Annotated in this window: 14 protein-coding genes; 2 read left to right on the top strand and 12 right to left on the bottom strand. The window is 61.5% G+C overall.

Features of this window, described 5'->3' with window-relative positions:
* Nucleotides 1–102: 102 nt before the first annotated feature.
* Nucleotides 103–357, top strand: coding sequence for a hypothetical protein (locus tag HU773_RS11180; RefSeq protein ID WP_057959202.1), 255 nt, complete (start codon nucleotides 103–105; stop codon nucleotides 355–357).
* An 80-nt stretch (nucleotides 358–437) separates the two neighbouring features.
* Nucleotides 438–674: a DUF2789 domain-containing protein gene (locus HU773_RS11175; protein ID WP_057439060.1), complete on the top strand. Its 237-nt coding sequence runs from the start codon at nucleotides 438–440 to the stop codon at nucleotides 672–674.
* A gap of 7 nt (nucleotides 675–681) precedes the next feature.
* Here HU773_RS11175 and HU773_RS11170 read toward each other — a convergent pair whose 3' ends face one another.
* From HU773_RS11170 to HU773_RS11115, 12 genes are all read right to left on the bottom strand, one after another.
* On the bottom strand, nucleotides 682–885 hold the full coding sequence (locus HU773_RS11170) for a hypothetical protein (protein ID WP_057439061.1): 204 nt from the start codon (nucleotides 883–885) through the stop codon (nucleotides 682–684).
* A gap of 125 nt (nucleotides 886–1,010) precedes the next feature.
* Entirely contained in the window at nucleotides 1,011–2,243 is a 1,233-nt protein-coding gene (locus tag HU773_RS11165; protein WP_370693734.1) for a methyl-accepting chemotaxis protein, read from the bottom strand.
* 550 nt (nucleotides 2,244–2,793) lie between these two features.
* Nucleotides 2,794–3,198 carry a TraR/DksA family transcriptional regulator gene (locus tag HU773_RS11160; RefSeq protein WP_003214706.1) on the bottom strand — a complete coding sequence of 135 codons (405 nt, stop codon included), beginning with the start codon at nucleotides 3,196–3,198 and terminating at the stop codon, nucleotides 2,794–2,796.
* A 404-nt stretch (nucleotides 3,199–3,602) separates the two neighbouring features.
* On the bottom strand, nucleotides 3,603–4,640 hold the full coding sequence (locus HU773_RS11155) for an ABC transporter permease (RefSeq protein ID WP_057439063.1): 1,038 nt from the start codon (nucleotides 4,638–4,640) through the stop codon (nucleotides 3,603–3,605).
* A 21-nt stretch (nucleotides 4,641–4,661) separates the two neighbouring features.
* On the bottom strand, nucleotides 4,662–6,200 hold the full coding sequence (locus HU773_RS11150; protein WP_057959200.1) for a sugar ABC transporter ATP-binding protein: 1,539 nt from the start codon (nucleotides 6,198–6,200) through the stop codon (nucleotides 4,662–4,664).
* 62 nt (nucleotides 6,201–6,262) lie between these two features.
* Nucleotides 6,263–7,198, bottom strand: coding sequence for a sugar ABC transporter substrate-binding protein (locus tag HU773_RS11145; protein ID WP_057439065.1), 936 nt, complete (start codon nucleotides 7,196–7,198; stop codon nucleotides 6,263–6,265).
* 364 nt (nucleotides 7,199–7,562) lie between these two features.
* On the bottom strand, nucleotides 7,563–8,609 hold the full coding sequence (locus HU773_RS11140) for a Gfo/Idh/MocA family protein (RefSeq protein WP_057959199.1): 1,047 nt from the start codon (nucleotides 8,607–8,609) through the stop codon (nucleotides 7,563–7,565).
* 137 nt (nucleotides 8,610–8,746) lie between these two features.
* Nucleotides 8,747–9,757, bottom strand: coding sequence for a bifunctional inositol 2-dehydrogenase/D-chiro-inositol 1-dehydrogenase (gene iolG, locus HU773_RS11135; protein ID WP_057439067.1), 1,011 nt, complete (start codon nucleotides 9,755–9,757; stop codon nucleotides 8,747–8,749).
* Between the two features lie 19 nt (nucleotides 9,758–9,776).
* Nucleotides 9,777–11,708: a 3D-(3,5/4)-trihydroxycyclohexane-1,2-dione acylhydrolase (decyclizing) gene (gene iolD / locus HU773_RS11130; protein WP_057959197.1), complete on the bottom strand. Its 1,932-nt coding sequence runs from the start codon at nucleotides 11,706–11,708 to the stop codon at nucleotides 9,777–9,779.
* A gap of 25 nt (nucleotides 11,709–11,733) precedes the next feature.
* Nucleotides 11,734–12,528 carry a 5-deoxy-glucuronate isomerase gene (iolB, locus tag HU773_RS11125; protein WP_057959196.1) on the bottom strand — a complete coding sequence of 265 codons (795 nt, stop codon included), beginning with the start codon at nucleotides 12,526–12,528 and terminating at the stop codon, nucleotides 11,734–11,736.
* Nucleotides 12,525–13,418: a myo-inosose-2 dehydratase gene (gene iolE, locus HU773_RS11120; protein ID WP_057439070.1), complete on the bottom strand. Its 894-nt coding sequence runs from the start codon at nucleotides 13,416–13,418 to the stop codon at nucleotides 12,525–12,527. Before iolE ends, iolB begins: the two co-directional genes overlap by 4 nt.
* 87 nt (nucleotides 13,419–13,505) lie before the next feature.
* Nucleotides 13,506–15,443: a bifunctional 5-dehydro-2-deoxygluconokinase/5-dehydro-2-deoxyphosphogluconate aldolase gene (locus tag HU773_RS11115; protein WP_170045231.1), complete on the bottom strand. Its 1,938-nt coding sequence runs from the start codon at nucleotides 15,441–15,443 to the stop codon at nucleotides 13,506–13,508.
* Nucleotides 15,444–15,614 lie beyond the last annotated feature (171 nt).

Below are 15,614 nucleotides of genomic sequence, written 5' to 3'. Positions count from 1 at the left end.
TGGAACCGAACGTGAGCTGCCGACAACAATATTAGAACAGCAACACAGCTCAAAACCACCCGAAATGCTGCAAGCAGGTCAATAGATCGAAAGGAGCTGGTCATGCAACGAGTTCAACGCCAACCGACACAGACTTCCGGTGCCTTATCACGCAAGGATAGCGCGCTATTCTACAGCGTGTATGCCAATGGCGTGTGCGCAGATTTCGCCTTGTACCGCGTCGTCCCCGCGGGAAGGAATTTTTTCCATATCCTGGAAGTGCCCAGCGGCCGGATCAAAGGCTTTCGCAGTGATCACAACAAGGCCTGCGCCCTGGCCAAGGAATTGGAAGCCCTCCTCTGCCCCCCTGCCCGTTGAGGAGCGGCTACAGCCAAATCGAACTATGCGCGCTGGCACACCTCCCATACGAGTAGAAGCTCACTCTTTTGGAGAATGAAATGGACGCGCCAACGCACACCCTACACGACCTGTTCGAACAATTGGGCCTGGAAGCCTCGCCTGCAGCCATTGACAAATTTATCGGTGAACACCCCCTGCCAGAGGATGTGAAGCTGATCGACGCGCCTTTCTGGACCCCACAACAGGCGCAGTTCCTCAAGGAAGAGCTACGCGAAGATGCGGACTGGGCGATTGCCGTGGATGAGCTGAACCAGCGTCTGCATCAGAGCGCCTGACCGGCCCTCAGTGCAGGCGGTCTGATTGCTCGAGGTCCATCAGGGCCTGCCAGGCGGCGCGGCACTCCTGGGCTTCGTCGCGACTGGCGAAGGCCGTGCCGCGCTGTTCCCCGTTGAGCAACACCACCCAACAGGCGCGCAGGCCCAGCGCACGCAGGGTCTGTGGCACCCCACTGCCAATCATCACCGCCACATCGACTTTGTTTTGCATGGAAGCTCTCCGCCAGATTAGTTAGCCAGCTAACGATATGCCGCATCTTAAGCGGTTCCTTTCACCGGAAAAAGCGACCGGCGTAAAAGCTTCCTTGCATAACACGCAACAATCCTGGCCAGGGTCTAGCGCGCCCCAGCCTGCCCTTCAGGCTTATAGCCCAGGCGCAAACCGCCCCAATGCCGGCCGTTGACCATGATCGGCACGGACAGATCGTGCATCAACTCCCCGGTGTCGCGGGTATAGGTTTGCAACAACACAGCCTGCTGGTGGCTGCCACAGCGGATCCCGGTGCGGTCTTCAAACTTGCGCTTGGTGCGATTGTTCACGGCATCAACCTGGGCATCCCCGGTCAGTGCCTGGGAAAACGCCTTGTTGTGCGTCGGCACATAGCCCTGTGGTGTGCAGGCAATCGCGAACACCAGCCCTTCATGACGGGGCAGCAAGGCTTCCTGGATAGCGGGCAAGACCTGATCGGTGTAGCCGTCGAAGCGGCTGTGATATTTGGTCGGGTGGCTGTTGGCTATCGGCGTGTAGCTGCGATTGAACAGGTCATCGAGGCTGATGCGGTTCTGTTGGATATCCGCCTCGAACTGCGCGGCGATCTGGCTGGCGCCTTCGCGGGCGAGGTCGTAGATACGCTGGTGATAATCATCCAGACCGACTTCGGCCAGGCGCTCGCTGATGGTTTCGGCCTGCCCTTCCATTTGCACGGCGGCCTGGGCCAATTGCTGGGTCTGTTGGTCGCTGACGGTCAAGTCGCTGCGCATCTGCTCCACGGCATGGAACAGGCTGTCGAGTTGCGCACGGTTGGTCTCGGTGCCCTGGGCAATCTCGCTGACCTGGCCCTCCACACCCGCCGCCAACGTGGCAATGCTCTCCAGTTGCTCGCCGGCATGCTCCACTTGCTCGACGCCGGCCTGCAAATCCACGGACAGTTGGCGGATTTGCTCCACCACCTGGGCGGTACGCTGCTGGATGTCCGCGACCATCACCCCCACTTCATCGGTGGCGGTCGCCGTACGGCCCGCCAGGCCGCGCACTTCGTCGGCCACCACGGCAAACCCACGCCCATGCTCACCGGCGCGGGCGGCTTCAATGGCGGCATTCAAGGCCAACAGATTGGTCTGGCTGGCAATCGACTGAATCACCAGGGTCACCCGCTGGATTTCTTCGCTGCGCTGACTCAGGGCCTCGATCAATTGCCGGCTGTCGCTGGCACGCTGGCTGAGCTGATGCATGCGGCTGATGGATTCCCCCAGCACCGCACGCCCTTCGGTGCTGCGCTGATGGGCCTGGCCGGCCGCCCCCAGGGCCTCGCGGCTGAGCTGGGAAGTGACTTGCTCGGTGCCAATCATCACTTCGGCACTGCTGACGATCTGCTGGGCCGCGCTCAATTGCGATTGCAACCTGGCGGCCAGTTGCTTGACCGAATAGGCCACGCCAGCGGCCGACAGCGCATTATGGCTGGTGGTGTAGGACAGATCGCGAGTCAACGCGCCAATGGCATCCTCGCCAACATCAGGCGCTGGGCTGCGGTCCGGCCTTTTCAGGCACGGCAGCCAGATCAGCAACAGGGCCACGGGCAGGCAGAGGTAGATCGACAGGTTGGCGAACGCCAGGCCCGACAGTATCAGCACCAGGGCGATGCTTTGCAGCAGCGGAGTCACCCAGCCAGGCAGCCGGCGGTTCACCGCGTGCGGCACCACGACGGCGCCCATCAGAGATCCATCCCCGGCCATGTTTGTCACCCCACTGCTTGTCATTATTGTGTCTGCATTAAACGCCACTATCTGGCCATTATCTATGGGCCTTTGGTGTTAGGGCTTGCAGCAGATCAATAGACGGGGGGATGACACGCGGGGATCTGTAGGGGCCGGCTCGCCGGCGCCTACAACATCAAACAGATCAGGCCTGGCGCTGATGCTTGTCGATTTGCTCGTGGCGCTCTTGCGCTTCGATGCAGTACTTGGTGGTCGGGCTGATCAGCAGGCGCTTGAGGCCGATAGGCTCGCCGCTGTCGTCACACCAGCCAAAGGAATCTTCCTTGATACGGCCCAGGGCCTGTTCAAGTTGCGGCAGCATGCGCTGGTCGCGGTCGATGGCGTTGACCAACCAGGTGCGCTCTTCTTCAACCGAGGCGGCGTCAGCCGGGTCAGCCGGGGTGTCCAGGCTTTCAATGGCGATGCGGTTTTGCTCAATGCGCTCGTGGTGCTCGACTTTCATGTCTTGCAACAACTTCTCGAAAAAAGCGTGCTGCTCGGCATTCATGTAGTCATCCGCCGGCATGGCCAGCAACTTTTCCTTTGTCATTGATTTCTCTATAAAAAATACGTGCATTAAGGCGAATAAGGGAGCGTTCCGGCCAACCTCTGGAGGTCGGGGAAAGACGCCGTCCATTCCAAGCGCCACCCGGCACTCAATTTACGAGGGGCGGCAGTCTACGGCCGACTTGAGGGCGCAGCAACTGAAATGACAGGCAATTTGTCCGACATTCCCCTAAAAGGCACCAGGACGGGCTTGGCAGGCGGTTATCGGAGTGCGTTTATAGCAAGAAATTCAGTGTCATGGAGCTATATAGAAGACAAACGGTTATGTGGGAGCGGGCTTGCCCGCGATAGCGGAGGGTCAGTTGATAGAAATTTGACTGACCCATCGCTATCGCGGGCAAGCCCGCTCCCACACAAACAAGCCCCACTTTTTGATTCAAATCTCGCTCAGCGCTTGAGTTTGCGCTTGTTGCGATACTGGTCGATCACCACCGCCACCACAATGATCAGGCCCTTGATGATGTCCTGGATATAGGCATCCACCCCGACAAAGGTAAACCCACTGGCCATCACCCCGAGGATCAGCGCGCCAATCACCGTGCCGGTGATACGCCCCACCCCGCCCGCCAGGCTGGTGCCGCCGATGACCGCAGCCGCGATCGCGTCCAGCTCATAAGACATGCCCATCCCCGCCTGCCCGGTAGCCGCCCGTGCCGAGGCAACCACACCGGCCAGCCCGGCCAGCAGCCCGGCGATGCTGTAGACGATGATCAGGTGGCGCTTGACGTTGATCCCCGAGGTGCGCGCCGCCTGCATGTTGCCGCCGATGGCGTAGGTGTACTTGCCGTACTTGGTGTAGCGCAGGGCAATGTGGAAAATCACCGCCACCACCAGAAAGATGATCACCGGCATCGCGCCATGGCCGATGGCCGTGTAGGAATCCGAGAGCATGCTCACTGGCTGGCCTTCGGTGTAATAACGTGCCAGGCCACGGGCCGAGACCATCATGCCGAGGGTCGCAATAAACGGCGGGATGCCGGTTATGGCGATGATGCTGCCATTGATTGCCCCCGCCAGCAGGCCCACGCCCAGGCCGGCGACCACCGGGATCCACACCGGCAAGTCCGTCAACGATGGAAACACCGCCCGGGAAAAGTCCGAGGTCTGCGCCAGACTCGCGGCGATCATCGCCGACAACGCCAGCACCGAGCCCGAGGACAGGTCGATCCCCGTGGTGATGATCACCTGGGTCACGCCAATCGCCAGCAAACCGATGATCGACACTTGCAGGATCATCAGCACCAGGCGCTGGGAGTTCATCAAAAAGCTCTGGTCCCGTACGATCCAGCCAAACAGTTCGAACACCAGGCCGATACCGATCAGCACCAGGAAAATGCTCAGTTCGGTAGGGAACCGCCGCCGGCTCTTGACCGGTGCCGCGGCGGGCTTCTTTTCCTCGGGTTTGCTTTCCAGTATTGCGTTCATTGCCCGTCACCTTTTTATTCGTTAGTGGACTGCCGTCATACCGGAAGCCAACTGCATGACTTTTTCCTGGGTGGCCTCGGCCCGATCCAGGGTGCCCATCAAATCGCCTTCGTGCATGACCATCACCCGGTCGCTCATACCCAGCACCTCCGGCAGTTCCGAAGAAATCATGATCACCGCCATGCCTTCACTGGCCAGGAAGGCAATCAAGCGGTAGATCTCGGCCTTGGCGCCGACGTCGATACCACGGGTCGGTTCGTCAAGGATCAACAGCCGTGGATTGGTCATCAGCCAACGTGCCAGCAGGGCCTTCTGCTGATTGCCACCAGACAGGGTGTCGATGCACTGCTCAAGGGAGGGGGTTTTCACCCGCAGTTTCTTGCACATGTCTTCGCACAAGGCGCGCAGGGCTTTTTGCTGGATAAAGCCATTGCCCGAGTAATGGGGCAGCACGGCCATTTCCATGTTTTCCAGGACCGACAGGCACGGGAACAGGCCACTGAGCTTGCGGTCCTCGGTCAACAGTGCAAACCCCTGCTGGATGGCCATATGCGGGTCGCTGATACGCAACGCCTGGCCGTCGAGACGGATCTCGCCGCCGTCGCTGGGGGTAATGCCGAAGAGCGTTTCCGCCACGTTGGTGCGGCCCGAGCCCATCAGCCCGGCAATACCGAGGATTTCGCCGGCATGCAGATCAAAGGACACGCCCTGGAACACTCCGTCCAGGCGCAGGTCGCGCACCGACAGCAACAACTCGCCGATGGGCGTCTCGCGCACCGGGAACAACTGGCTCAATTCGCGCCCGACCATCATCGAGATCAGGCTGTCGCTGTCCATGCTGTCGGCCCGTTGCAGACCGATGTAGGCGCCATCGCGAAACACTGCCACTTCATCGGCGATGGCGAACACTTCATTCATTTTGTGGGTGATATAGATGATGCCTTTGCCCTGGGCCTTGAGGTCGGCAATGATCGAAAACAGGTGGGCCACTTCCTTGTCGGTAATCGCCGACGTCGGCTCATCCATGATCAGGATGTCCGAGTCGTAGGACACCGCCTTGGCAATCTCCACCATCTGCCGCTCGGCAATGCTCAGGTTGCCGACCTGCTCCTCTGGGTCCAGGTTGATCCGCAGGCGCGCCAGCAACTCGGCAGTGCGGCGATGCATGGCGCGGTGATTGACCAGGCGCAGGCCGTTGAGCTGTTCGCGGCCGATCCAGATGTTCTCGGCGATGCTCATATGGGGCATCAGGTTGAGCTCCTGGTGGATCATCGCGATGCCCGCCTGCAAAGCCGCCAGAGGCGTGTCAAACACCACCGGCTTGCCCCGCAGGCGGATTTCCCCGGCGTCGGGCTGGTAGATGCCGGCGATGATTTTCATCAGCGTCGACTTGCCGGCGCCGTTCTCTCCCATCAGTGCCAGGACCGAGCCGGGGCGCACCCGCAGTTGCACATCGGCCAGGGCCACGACGCCGGGAAAGCCTTTGCTGATATGGGCGATTTCCAACAGGTAGGGTTGTTCTACACCTGCGGGCTGCGCAGCAGTCGCTTGAGCAAGCATATCGGGGCTCCATCGGCAGGGCGGCTGTGGCCGCCCTGCCCGCTTATTGTTGTGATTGAACGCTACTTGAATGACGCGACGTTGTCCGGGGTGATCAGCTGGAAAGGCACCACGACGTTTTGCTCGACCGCCTCGCCCCTGGCCATTTTCACGGCCGCCTCCACCGAACCGATCGCCTGCCCCTTGGCATCCTGGAACACCGAGAGCGCCATCTCGCCCTTGGTGATCGCATTCAACCCGTCGGGTGTGCCATCGACGCCGCCAATCAACACGCTGCCGGGTTTCACCCCTGCGGTTTTCAAGGCCATGGCGGCGCCAATTGCCATTTCGTCGTTGTTGGCCACGACCGCATTGAACTCGCGGCCCTGGGTCAGCCAATCGTTCACCAGGGTCATGCCCTTGTCCCGCAGCCAGATCCCGGTCTGTTCCTGTTCAATCTTGATGTCCGGGTATTTGTCGAGGATCTCCTTGACGCCCTTGGTGCGATTGGTCGTCGAGTTGTTGGCCAGGTCACCCAGCAGAATCACGATTTTGCCTTTGCCGCCCAGCTTCTCGGCCACGTACTGCATTTGCAGTCTGCCGGCCTCGACGTCATTGGACGTCACCGTCACCACCCCTTTGGGCAAGTCGGCCTGATCCGGACGACGGTTGACGTAGACCAGCGGGATACCCGCCGCCACCGCCGCTTTAGTGATGCGCGCGGTGGAGGCCGTATCCACCGGGTTGACCACCATGGCATCGACTTTCTGGCTGATAAAGTTCTCGACCTGGCTCAGTTGCTTGACCACGTCGGCACGGGCGTCCTCGAATTGCAGTTGCACAGCATCGCCCTTGGGGTAGGACTTGGCTTGCTTGTCCATATCCTCACGCAGGTAGGTGAGGAAGGTGTCGTCGAACTGCGACATGCTGACGCCAATCTTGATATCGGCGGCTGAAGCCACGCCACTGCCGAGCATCATCGACAAGGCCAGCGAGGCGAAACGGATCTGGGTCTTCATGAACGGTCTGTCTCCACTTTCTTGTTGGTTTTCTGGACGTAGCGTTTATCAGAGCGAGGGGGCTGCGGCAGGCAGCCGGACCACCGGCGCTCCCGGAATGCAGCACACCAGGGCACCCTTGCTTTCCACGCAAAGGACATTGAGAAAAGAGAAATAGAAGGGCCGTGCGCGGGGCAGGAAGGCAGAACGTAACACTCGCAGTACAGCGCTGAAGATTTTCATCTGACGGTACCTGGTTGTTTTATCTTGTTTTTGTTGAGTCCCCCGGCCCCCTTATAAAGGAAGGTCGAGATGGACTTTCGGCAACCTGGAAATGACTTTATTGGAAAATAATTTCCATATCAACTCATTTTAGAATTTTATTCTATTTCCATTCTCCGCCCTCCACCGTCACCATCTCCACCACTTGCCGACGCTCGGCGCTGAGCCTGGCGGCATCCAGCACGCGCGTGGTTTCCCAAGCATCCATGGCCTGCACCGGCAGCGCGCCCTGGCCCTGGATTGCACTTTGCAACTGGCGATAGAACTGGTTCCAGGCGCCCTTTTCCGAGGGGATACGCTCGCGTTCCGCACCTTGCTCGAACCAGCCCCAGCGTCGATGTTCTTCGGCGCCCCAGTGCTCGCCTTCGGTCTTCGGACTTTTGCCGGCCAGCAGCGCTTGCTCCTGGCCGTCCAGGCCGTCGACGGTGTAGCAGCCCGCCGTGCCATTGACCCGAAAACGCGGGCCTTGGCAGTTTTGCAGGGCGCTGCCCCACAGGTGGGAAATCACCCCGTTGGCGTGGGTCAGGCTGACAAAAAAGCCATGATCGAGGGTGGGGTGCTCGGCGCTGTACTGCAATTGTGCATACACCCGCTCCACCGGGCCAAACAGTTGCAAGGCCTGGTCCACCAGGTGACTGCCCAGGTCACGCAGGAACCCGCCACCGCTGGCGTTGCCCAGGGCCTGTGGGCTGTAGCGCTCCACCCGGGACTCAAAGCGGGTGATGCTGCCCAGGGCGCCGGCGTCGATCAGCTTGCGCAGGGTCAGGTAGTCCGAGTCCCAACGCCGGTTCTGGTAGACGCTGAGTGCTACCCCCTCGCGTTCGGCGGCGCTAATCAGCGCCAGGGCCTGCTCGGCATTGCTGGCGAAGGGTTTGTCGCTGACCACCGCCACACCGTACTCAATGGCCTCCAGCACCAGGGCCGGGCGCCCTTTGAGGGTGGTGGAAATCACCAGCACCTCCACCCCGGCTTCGACGATCTGCGCAATGCTGTCGAAGGCAGGCACCCCGGGATGCTCCGTCGCCAGTTGCTGGCGGCGCTCGGGGGAGCGGGTCACCACGCCGACAAACGTCGCCCCGGGCAATGTGGCGATCAGCGGGGCATGAAAAAAACGGCCGCCATGGCCGTATCCAACCAGTCCGATTCGCATGAACCAACTCCTTCTTGGAATGGAAACCCAGTCAAAAAATGTGGGAGCTGGCGTGCCTGCGATAGCGGTGTTTCAGGCCCTACCTCTGTTGCTGATCCACCGCTATCGCAGGCAAGCCAGCGCCTACACTGACCGCGCTAGCCGTAGAATGCCGGGCGCTGCGGCAGGCTGACCGCAACGATCTGCCCACTGCCCTGGGCCTCGATACACGCGTCAGCCGCCACCGCAGCGGCAAAGCCATCCCACGCCGAAGGCCCACCTACCTGGCCGGCCCGCACGCCATCAATAAAGGCTTGCAACTCGACGTCATAGGCCGCGATAAAGCGGTCTTTCCAATCCATCAGAATCGCATTCGACAGCTTGGCGCCGCTGCGCAATTGCACCTGGGACGGCTCTGGCAATTTGGCAATGCCGGTCTCCCCCACCACCTCGCACTGGATGTCGTAGCCGTACTGGCAGTTCACAAACACTTCCACATCAATCCGCGTGCCCCTGGCGGTTTCCAGCAGCACGATCTGCGGGTCGCGCAAATGGCTCAGGGCCTTGCTGGTTTTACGCGGGAACACCACCTGCACCGACACATAGTCATCGGCCAGCAGCCAGCGCAACACGTCCAGCTCGTGGATCAAGGTGTCGGTGATGGCCATGCTGGTGTTGTAGTTCTCACCCACGCTCGGGTTGCGGTGGGCGCAATGCAGCATCAACGGTTCGCCGATCTGGCCGCTGTCGAGCACCGCCTTGAGGGCCTGGTAGCCCTGGTCATACGGGCGCATAAAACCGACCTGGACCAGGCGTTTGCCGTGGGCCACTTCCGCCTCGACGATCTTGCGACAGCCCTCGGCGGTGACGGCCAGGGGTTTTTCACAGAACACCGGTTTGCCGGCCGCGATAGCCGCCAGCACAAATTCCTCATGGCTCGGCCCCCAGGAGGTGACCAGCACCGCCTCGACCTGCGCCGAATGGATCAGCGCATGACCGTCGGCGTACACCTCGGCGTTCAGTTGCAGGTCAGCCACCACCTGGGCCGCCTGCTCAAGGTTGATATCGGTGACCGCCACCACCTGGCTGTTGAGCAAGGTCTGGCTGCAGCGGCGGATATGGTCCCGGCCGATAGCGCCCGTACCGATCACACCCAGCTTCAAAGACATGGCAACACTCCTCTTATTGTCAGTACTGCCGGGCCTTGGCCAGGCGTTCATTAAGTTGTTTGGCGCAGGCGTTGGTGCGTTCGCTGGTGGAGACCTGCGCCACACCGACCCGCCACCACGACAGGTAGCCGTGAATCATGGTTTTGGGCAGCACCTTGATATCAATCAGCGTCGACACGCTTTGCGCGCGTGCATCGGCCAGCGCGGCGTGCAGTTGTTCCACGGTCGTGACCTTGTAGGTCTTGCAGCCATAGGCCGCCGCGCTCATGGCGAAATCCACCGGCACCAGGCCGCCATCGAGCTTGCCGCTGTCGGGGTTGCGGAAGCGGAACTCGGTGCCGAAGCTGTCCATGCCATTGCCCATCTGCAGGTTGTTGATGCAACCGAAGGCCATGTTGTCCAGCAGCACCACATTGATCTTGCGCCGCTCCTGGATCGAGGTCGCCAGCTCCGAATGCAGCATCATGTACGAGCCATCGCCGACCAGGGCATAGACCTCCCGCGCGGGCTCGGCCAGCTTCACGCCCAGGGCCGCATTGATCTCGTAGCCCATGCACGAATAACCGTACTCGACGTGGTAAGTGTTGACGCCCTTGCTGCGCCAGCTGCGCTGCAAATCCCCCGGCAGGCTGCCGGCGGCGGCGACAATCACCGCATCGTCGGCCAGGGTTGCGTTGAGCACGCCGAGCACCTGGCTCTGGGTCAGGCAGGAACCGGTCAGCTCGATGAATTCGCGCAGCACCGCCGGATCCATATGGTCGTTGACCTCTGGGGTGAAGTCGGCGTCGGTGTAGCGCGCCTGATGGACCCGGTCCACCTCGGCATCCCCCTGCGCACGGGCCTGGCGTGGCTGCTCGCCCCATTGCGTGGCGTAATCGCCCAGCGCGTCGGTCAATGCTTGCAGCCCGACCTTGGCATCTGCCAGAACCTGGACCCCGTCGAGTTTCAGTACATCGCCGGGGCTGATATTGAGGTTGAGAAACTGCACCTCGGGATGCTGGAACAGCGACTTGGAGGAGGTGGTGAAGTCGGTATAGCGCGTGCCAATGCCGATGATCAGGTCGGCGTCCCGAGCCAGCAGGTTGGCGGCCAGGCAGCCGGTTTCGCCGATACCGCCGACATTCAGCGGGTGGCTGGAGACGATGGCGCTCTTGCCGGCCTGGGTCTCGGCAAAGGGGATCTGAAAGCGCTCGGCAAAAGCCTGCAGTGCGGCATTCGCGCCGGAGTACTTGACCCCGCCACCGCAGATAATCAGCGGTTTGCCCTTGGACTTGAGCAGCGTGACAGCGTCGCGCAGCATCGCTTCGGTGGCCGGGCGGCGCTCCAGACGGTGCACGCGCTTTTGCAGGAAATAATCGGGGTAATCCCAGGCCTCGGCCTGCACGTCCTGGGGCAAGGCCAGGGTCACCGCGCCGGTTTCGGCCGGGTCGGTCAAGACACGCATGGCGTGGATCGCCGCACTCATCAACTGCTCGGGACGGTTGATGCGATCCCAGTACTTGCTCACCGCACGAAACGCGTCGTTGGTGCTGATGCTCAGGTCATGGAATTGTTCGATCTGCTGCAACACCGGGTCCGGCTGGCGGCAGGCATACACATCGCCGGGTAGCAGTAACAAAGGGATGCGGTTGGCCGTGGCGGTGGCGGCGGCGGTCAGCATATTCGCCGCGCCGGGGCCGACCGAAGCGGTGCAGGCGTAGACCTTGCGCCGCAAATGCTGCTTGGCAAAACCAATCGCGGCATGGGCCATGCCCTGCTCGTTGCGGCCCTGGTGCACCACCAGGTCGCCACTGTCTTGCTCCAGGGCCTGGCCCAGGCCCAGCACATTGCCGTGGCCGAAGATGGTGAACACCCCGGCGACAAACTTGCTCTGCACGCCATCGACTTCGATGTACTGGTTATCGAGGAACTTCACCAGGGCCTGGGCCATGGTCAATCGGGTGGTGGTCATGTTGGGTCCCCTCGGCGCCTACGGGTTAAAGGTCCAGCAGCCAACTGTGCTGCGGGTCATTGTGAAAGTGCCAGGCGCGCTTGGGGCCGGCCATCACATTCAAGTAATAGGACTCGTAGCCATAGGGCACGCTGACGGGGTGATAGCCCTTGGGCACCACCACCAGGTCGTGGTTTTCCACGGCCATGGCCTGGTCGATGCTGCGGTCGTCGGTGTACACCCGCTGGAACACAAAGCCCTGGGACGGGTTGATCTGGTGGTAATAGGTTTCTTCAAGAAAGCTCTGGTGCGGCAAGTCATCGGTATCGTGCTTGTGCGGCGGGTAGCTGGACGAATGTCCGGACGGCGTGCGCACCTCCACCACCAGCAGCGAATGGGCCGGCTCGCTGTCGGGCAGGATGTCGCAGACATAACGCGTGTTGGCGCCCTTGCCACGCACGCTACGCCGACACTGCTCAGGGCGGATCAGCCGGGGCGTGAAACCGCCGGCCGTGGCGCCCGGCGCGGCGCAGACGGCAATCTGCACATCGCTCAGGGCGGTCACCTGGGCAAGGGTGCCCGGTGGCAGGTAGGCGGCGAACGGCGATTTGTCTTCAAATACCGATTGGCGATCACCCAGGTTCTGCCAACTGAACCCTTCGCCCTCGATCGTGACCCGGCCACTGAGCAGCACCAGGCACAGCTCGTTGTCGTCGGCGCTGACCGGCAATGTTTGCCCCAGGCTCAGGCGGTAAGCGGCAAACCCTACATACTCCAGGCGCCCCTCTGGCAGTGCGACCATGGTTGGCCCGCGCGGGGTGCTTTTGACCAGCAGGCTCATTGTGCAGCCCTCGCATCCAGCAGCGCGCGCAAGGTATCGAAGCCTTTTTTCGCATAGATATAGCTGGGTGCCACGGCCGGATCCTGCTCGGCTTCCACCACCAGCCAGCCACGATAGCCGGCGCCCAGCAGCACATCCAGCAACTCGGCGAAGTCGATATCGCCATCGCCCGGCACGGTGAAGGTGCCATTGACGATGCAGTCGGGGAAGCTCCACAGCTGGTTGCGCGCCAGTTGCACCACCGCTTTGCGCACATCCTTGAAGTGCACATGGCACACACGCCCCAGATGCTTGCGTAGCACCTCGACCGGCTCGCCACCGCCCATATAGCAGTGCCCCGAATCGAACAGCAGGCCGACCTCCGGGCCGGTGAGGCGCATCAGGGTGTCGATGTCCTCCGGGGACTCGACGTACGCGCCCATATGATGGTGGTAGGCCAGGCGCACGCCCTGGGACAGGGTAAAACGCGCCAATTCGGTGAGTTTGTCGGCATAGGCTTGCCATGCCTGCTCGCTGTGAAAGCGCGGGCGTTCGATCAGGCGGATCGGCGAGCCCTGGATCGAGTCGGCCACTTCGCCGTAGACCAGCACCGTGGCGCCGTTCTCGCGCAGCAGTTGCACATGGCTGGCGATGGCGTCGATTTCCTCGGCCACCGAGCGCCGGGCCAGGCGGCTGGAGTACCAGCCGGAGACCAGTGCCAGGTCGTAGGGGCGTAACACATCGCCCACGCCCTTGGCGTCCTTGGGGAACTTGCCGTTGAGTTCAAAACCTTCGTAGCCGATGGCCTTGCCTTCGCTGAGCGCGGTGCTCAAGGGCGTTTCGCCGCCCAGGGCCGGCAGGTCGTCGTTACTCCAGGAGATGGGGTTGATGCCAATACGGATTGCGGGCATGGCTGCACCTTTTATTGTTTTAACCTTAAGGCTGCTGATATCTGCTTCTGTGGGAGCAGGCTTGCCAGCTCCCACCTTTGAGCGTGTTTAAATTCTGGAGCTGCGCCAAGCCTGGATCAGTTGCTCGAAGGTTTGCTGCACCTGCTGGATCAGGGTTTCATCATCAATCTCCCCCGCCATCCACGCCCTGCTCGGCTCCTGGAAAATCGTCCGGCCCACGGCAAACCCGCGGCAGGTCCGGCTCTGGCTGGCCTGCTGGAACCCCTCGGCCAACGCTTGCGCCGAGGCATTCAGGCCCAGCAATACCACGCCCCGGCAATAAGGGTCGCGCTCCTCGATCAGCTCATCAAGCTGCCGCCACTGCTCGGCACTCTGCGCCTCGATCTTCCACCAGGCCGGGTAGATGCCCAGGTTGTAAAGGCGCTTGAGGCTGCGATAGAGCACATCCGGGTAGGTCGAGGGATGATCCTTGGGCGGCACCACTTCCAGCAGCAGTTCATGGCCACTGGTTTGCGCGGCCTGATACAGGGCCTTGAGCTGCGCCTCCTGCTCCAGGCGCAGCAGCGGCTCGTCGTCGGGGTGAAACTGCACCAGGCACTTGATGATCTGCTCCTGGGGCCAGGCAATCAGGTTGCTGCCGATCGAGCGGCCATGTTCGAACGCCAGCGGCCGCGAACCCTGTACCTCTACCGGGCGCGCCACCCACCAACCACGGCCGGTGGCGGCGTTCAGCGCATCCTGGCCGAAACGCTGGTCGGCCAAAATGCCCACATCGGCCTCCACCCCCTGCTCGCCCAGCTTGCTCTCCACACGCTCCACTGCCTGGATAAACAGCTGCTTGATCGCGCTGACCCGCGCCGGGTCCTGGCCGCCTTTTTGCGCCAGTTCCAGCAATTGCCAGCGATGGTCAAAAGCGAACACAAACAGCTGCTTCCAGGTTTTGCGCGGCACACTGACCTGATGCAAACGCTGCAGTACCAAATCCTGATCCGGCCGGGTGATAGGCACCGGGCTGTTGAACAGATACTCAAGCTCCGCCGGAGTCGGCATTGCCGGGGCGCAGGCATGGCGCGACACCACCAACCCGCCGCAGGCATTGGCCAGCTGGCAGCAACGCGCGTCACCGGCGTCGTTCAACCAGCCACTGAGGAAGCCCGACATAAACGCATCGCCGGCGCCCAGCACATTCAGCACTTCGACGCGCACGCCGGGATAGATCGCACCGTCTTCGAGGCGCGCCGGTATATCCCCATGAATCACCGTGCACCCTTGCGGGCCGAGCTTGACCACCAGGGTCGCCGCCGTCAGTTGGCGCACGTTACGCAAAGCGCTGAGCAGGTCGTGGCTGGCACCGGCAATCAAAAATTCCTCTTCGGTGCCGACAATCAGGTCAAAGCGCGGCAGGATGCCTTGCAGGTGCTGGCTGACGTTCTGGTCGGCGACAAAACGCGTCTCGCCGTCAGCCTTGCCTGCCAGGCCCCAGAGCACTGGGCGGTAGTCGATATCCAGCACACGCTTGACGCCGTGCTGCTCGGCGTAATCCAGGGCCTGGAGGCTGGCCTGATACACGCCGTCGGTGGAGAAATGGGTGCCGGTGATCAGCAGCGCCTTGCTGCTGGCGATAAAGGCTTCGCGAATGTCCTCGGCACGCAGGGCCATGTCGGCACAGTTTTCGCGGTAGAACACCAGGGGGAAGGTTTCGCGGTCCTTGAGGCCCAGCAGGACCATGGCGGTCAGACGCTGCGGGTCGAGCGTGATACCGCTGACATCACAGCCCTCGCGCGCCAGGGACTCTACGAGGAAGCGCCCCATATGATCGTCGCCGACCCGGCTCAGCATCGCCGACTTAAGCCCCAGGCGCGCCGTGCCGAAGGCAATATTGGCGGACGATCCACCCAGGTACTTGGCGAAACTGGTGACATCTTCCAGCCGCGCCCCGACTTGCTGCGCGTAAAGATCGACGCCCATGCGTCCAAGACAAATCAGATCCAATTGACGACCACTGGCAAAACGAGTCTGGCCCATGCTGGCTCCTGTTATTTTTATCAGCCCGCGCCTGCCATCGTGACGGCGACGCTCTTGGTGGATGCAGACTAGGACGTCCGGCGCCATCAATCAATATTTATTCTATAAATTTTTTATGTGGAATATATTTTCCATTAAGATATTTTTTGCCGCCTTCCCTGTAGACTTGTG

The organism is Pseudomonas shahriarae, from assembly GCF_014268455.2.
GTDB classification, from domain to species: Bacteria; Pseudomonadota; Gammaproteobacteria; order Pseudomonadales; family Pseudomonadaceae; genus Aquipseudomonas; species Aquipseudomonas shahriarae.
The sequence above is the reverse complement of the archived record's forward strand: the minus strand, read 5'-3'. Positions and strand labels throughout refer to the sequence as shown.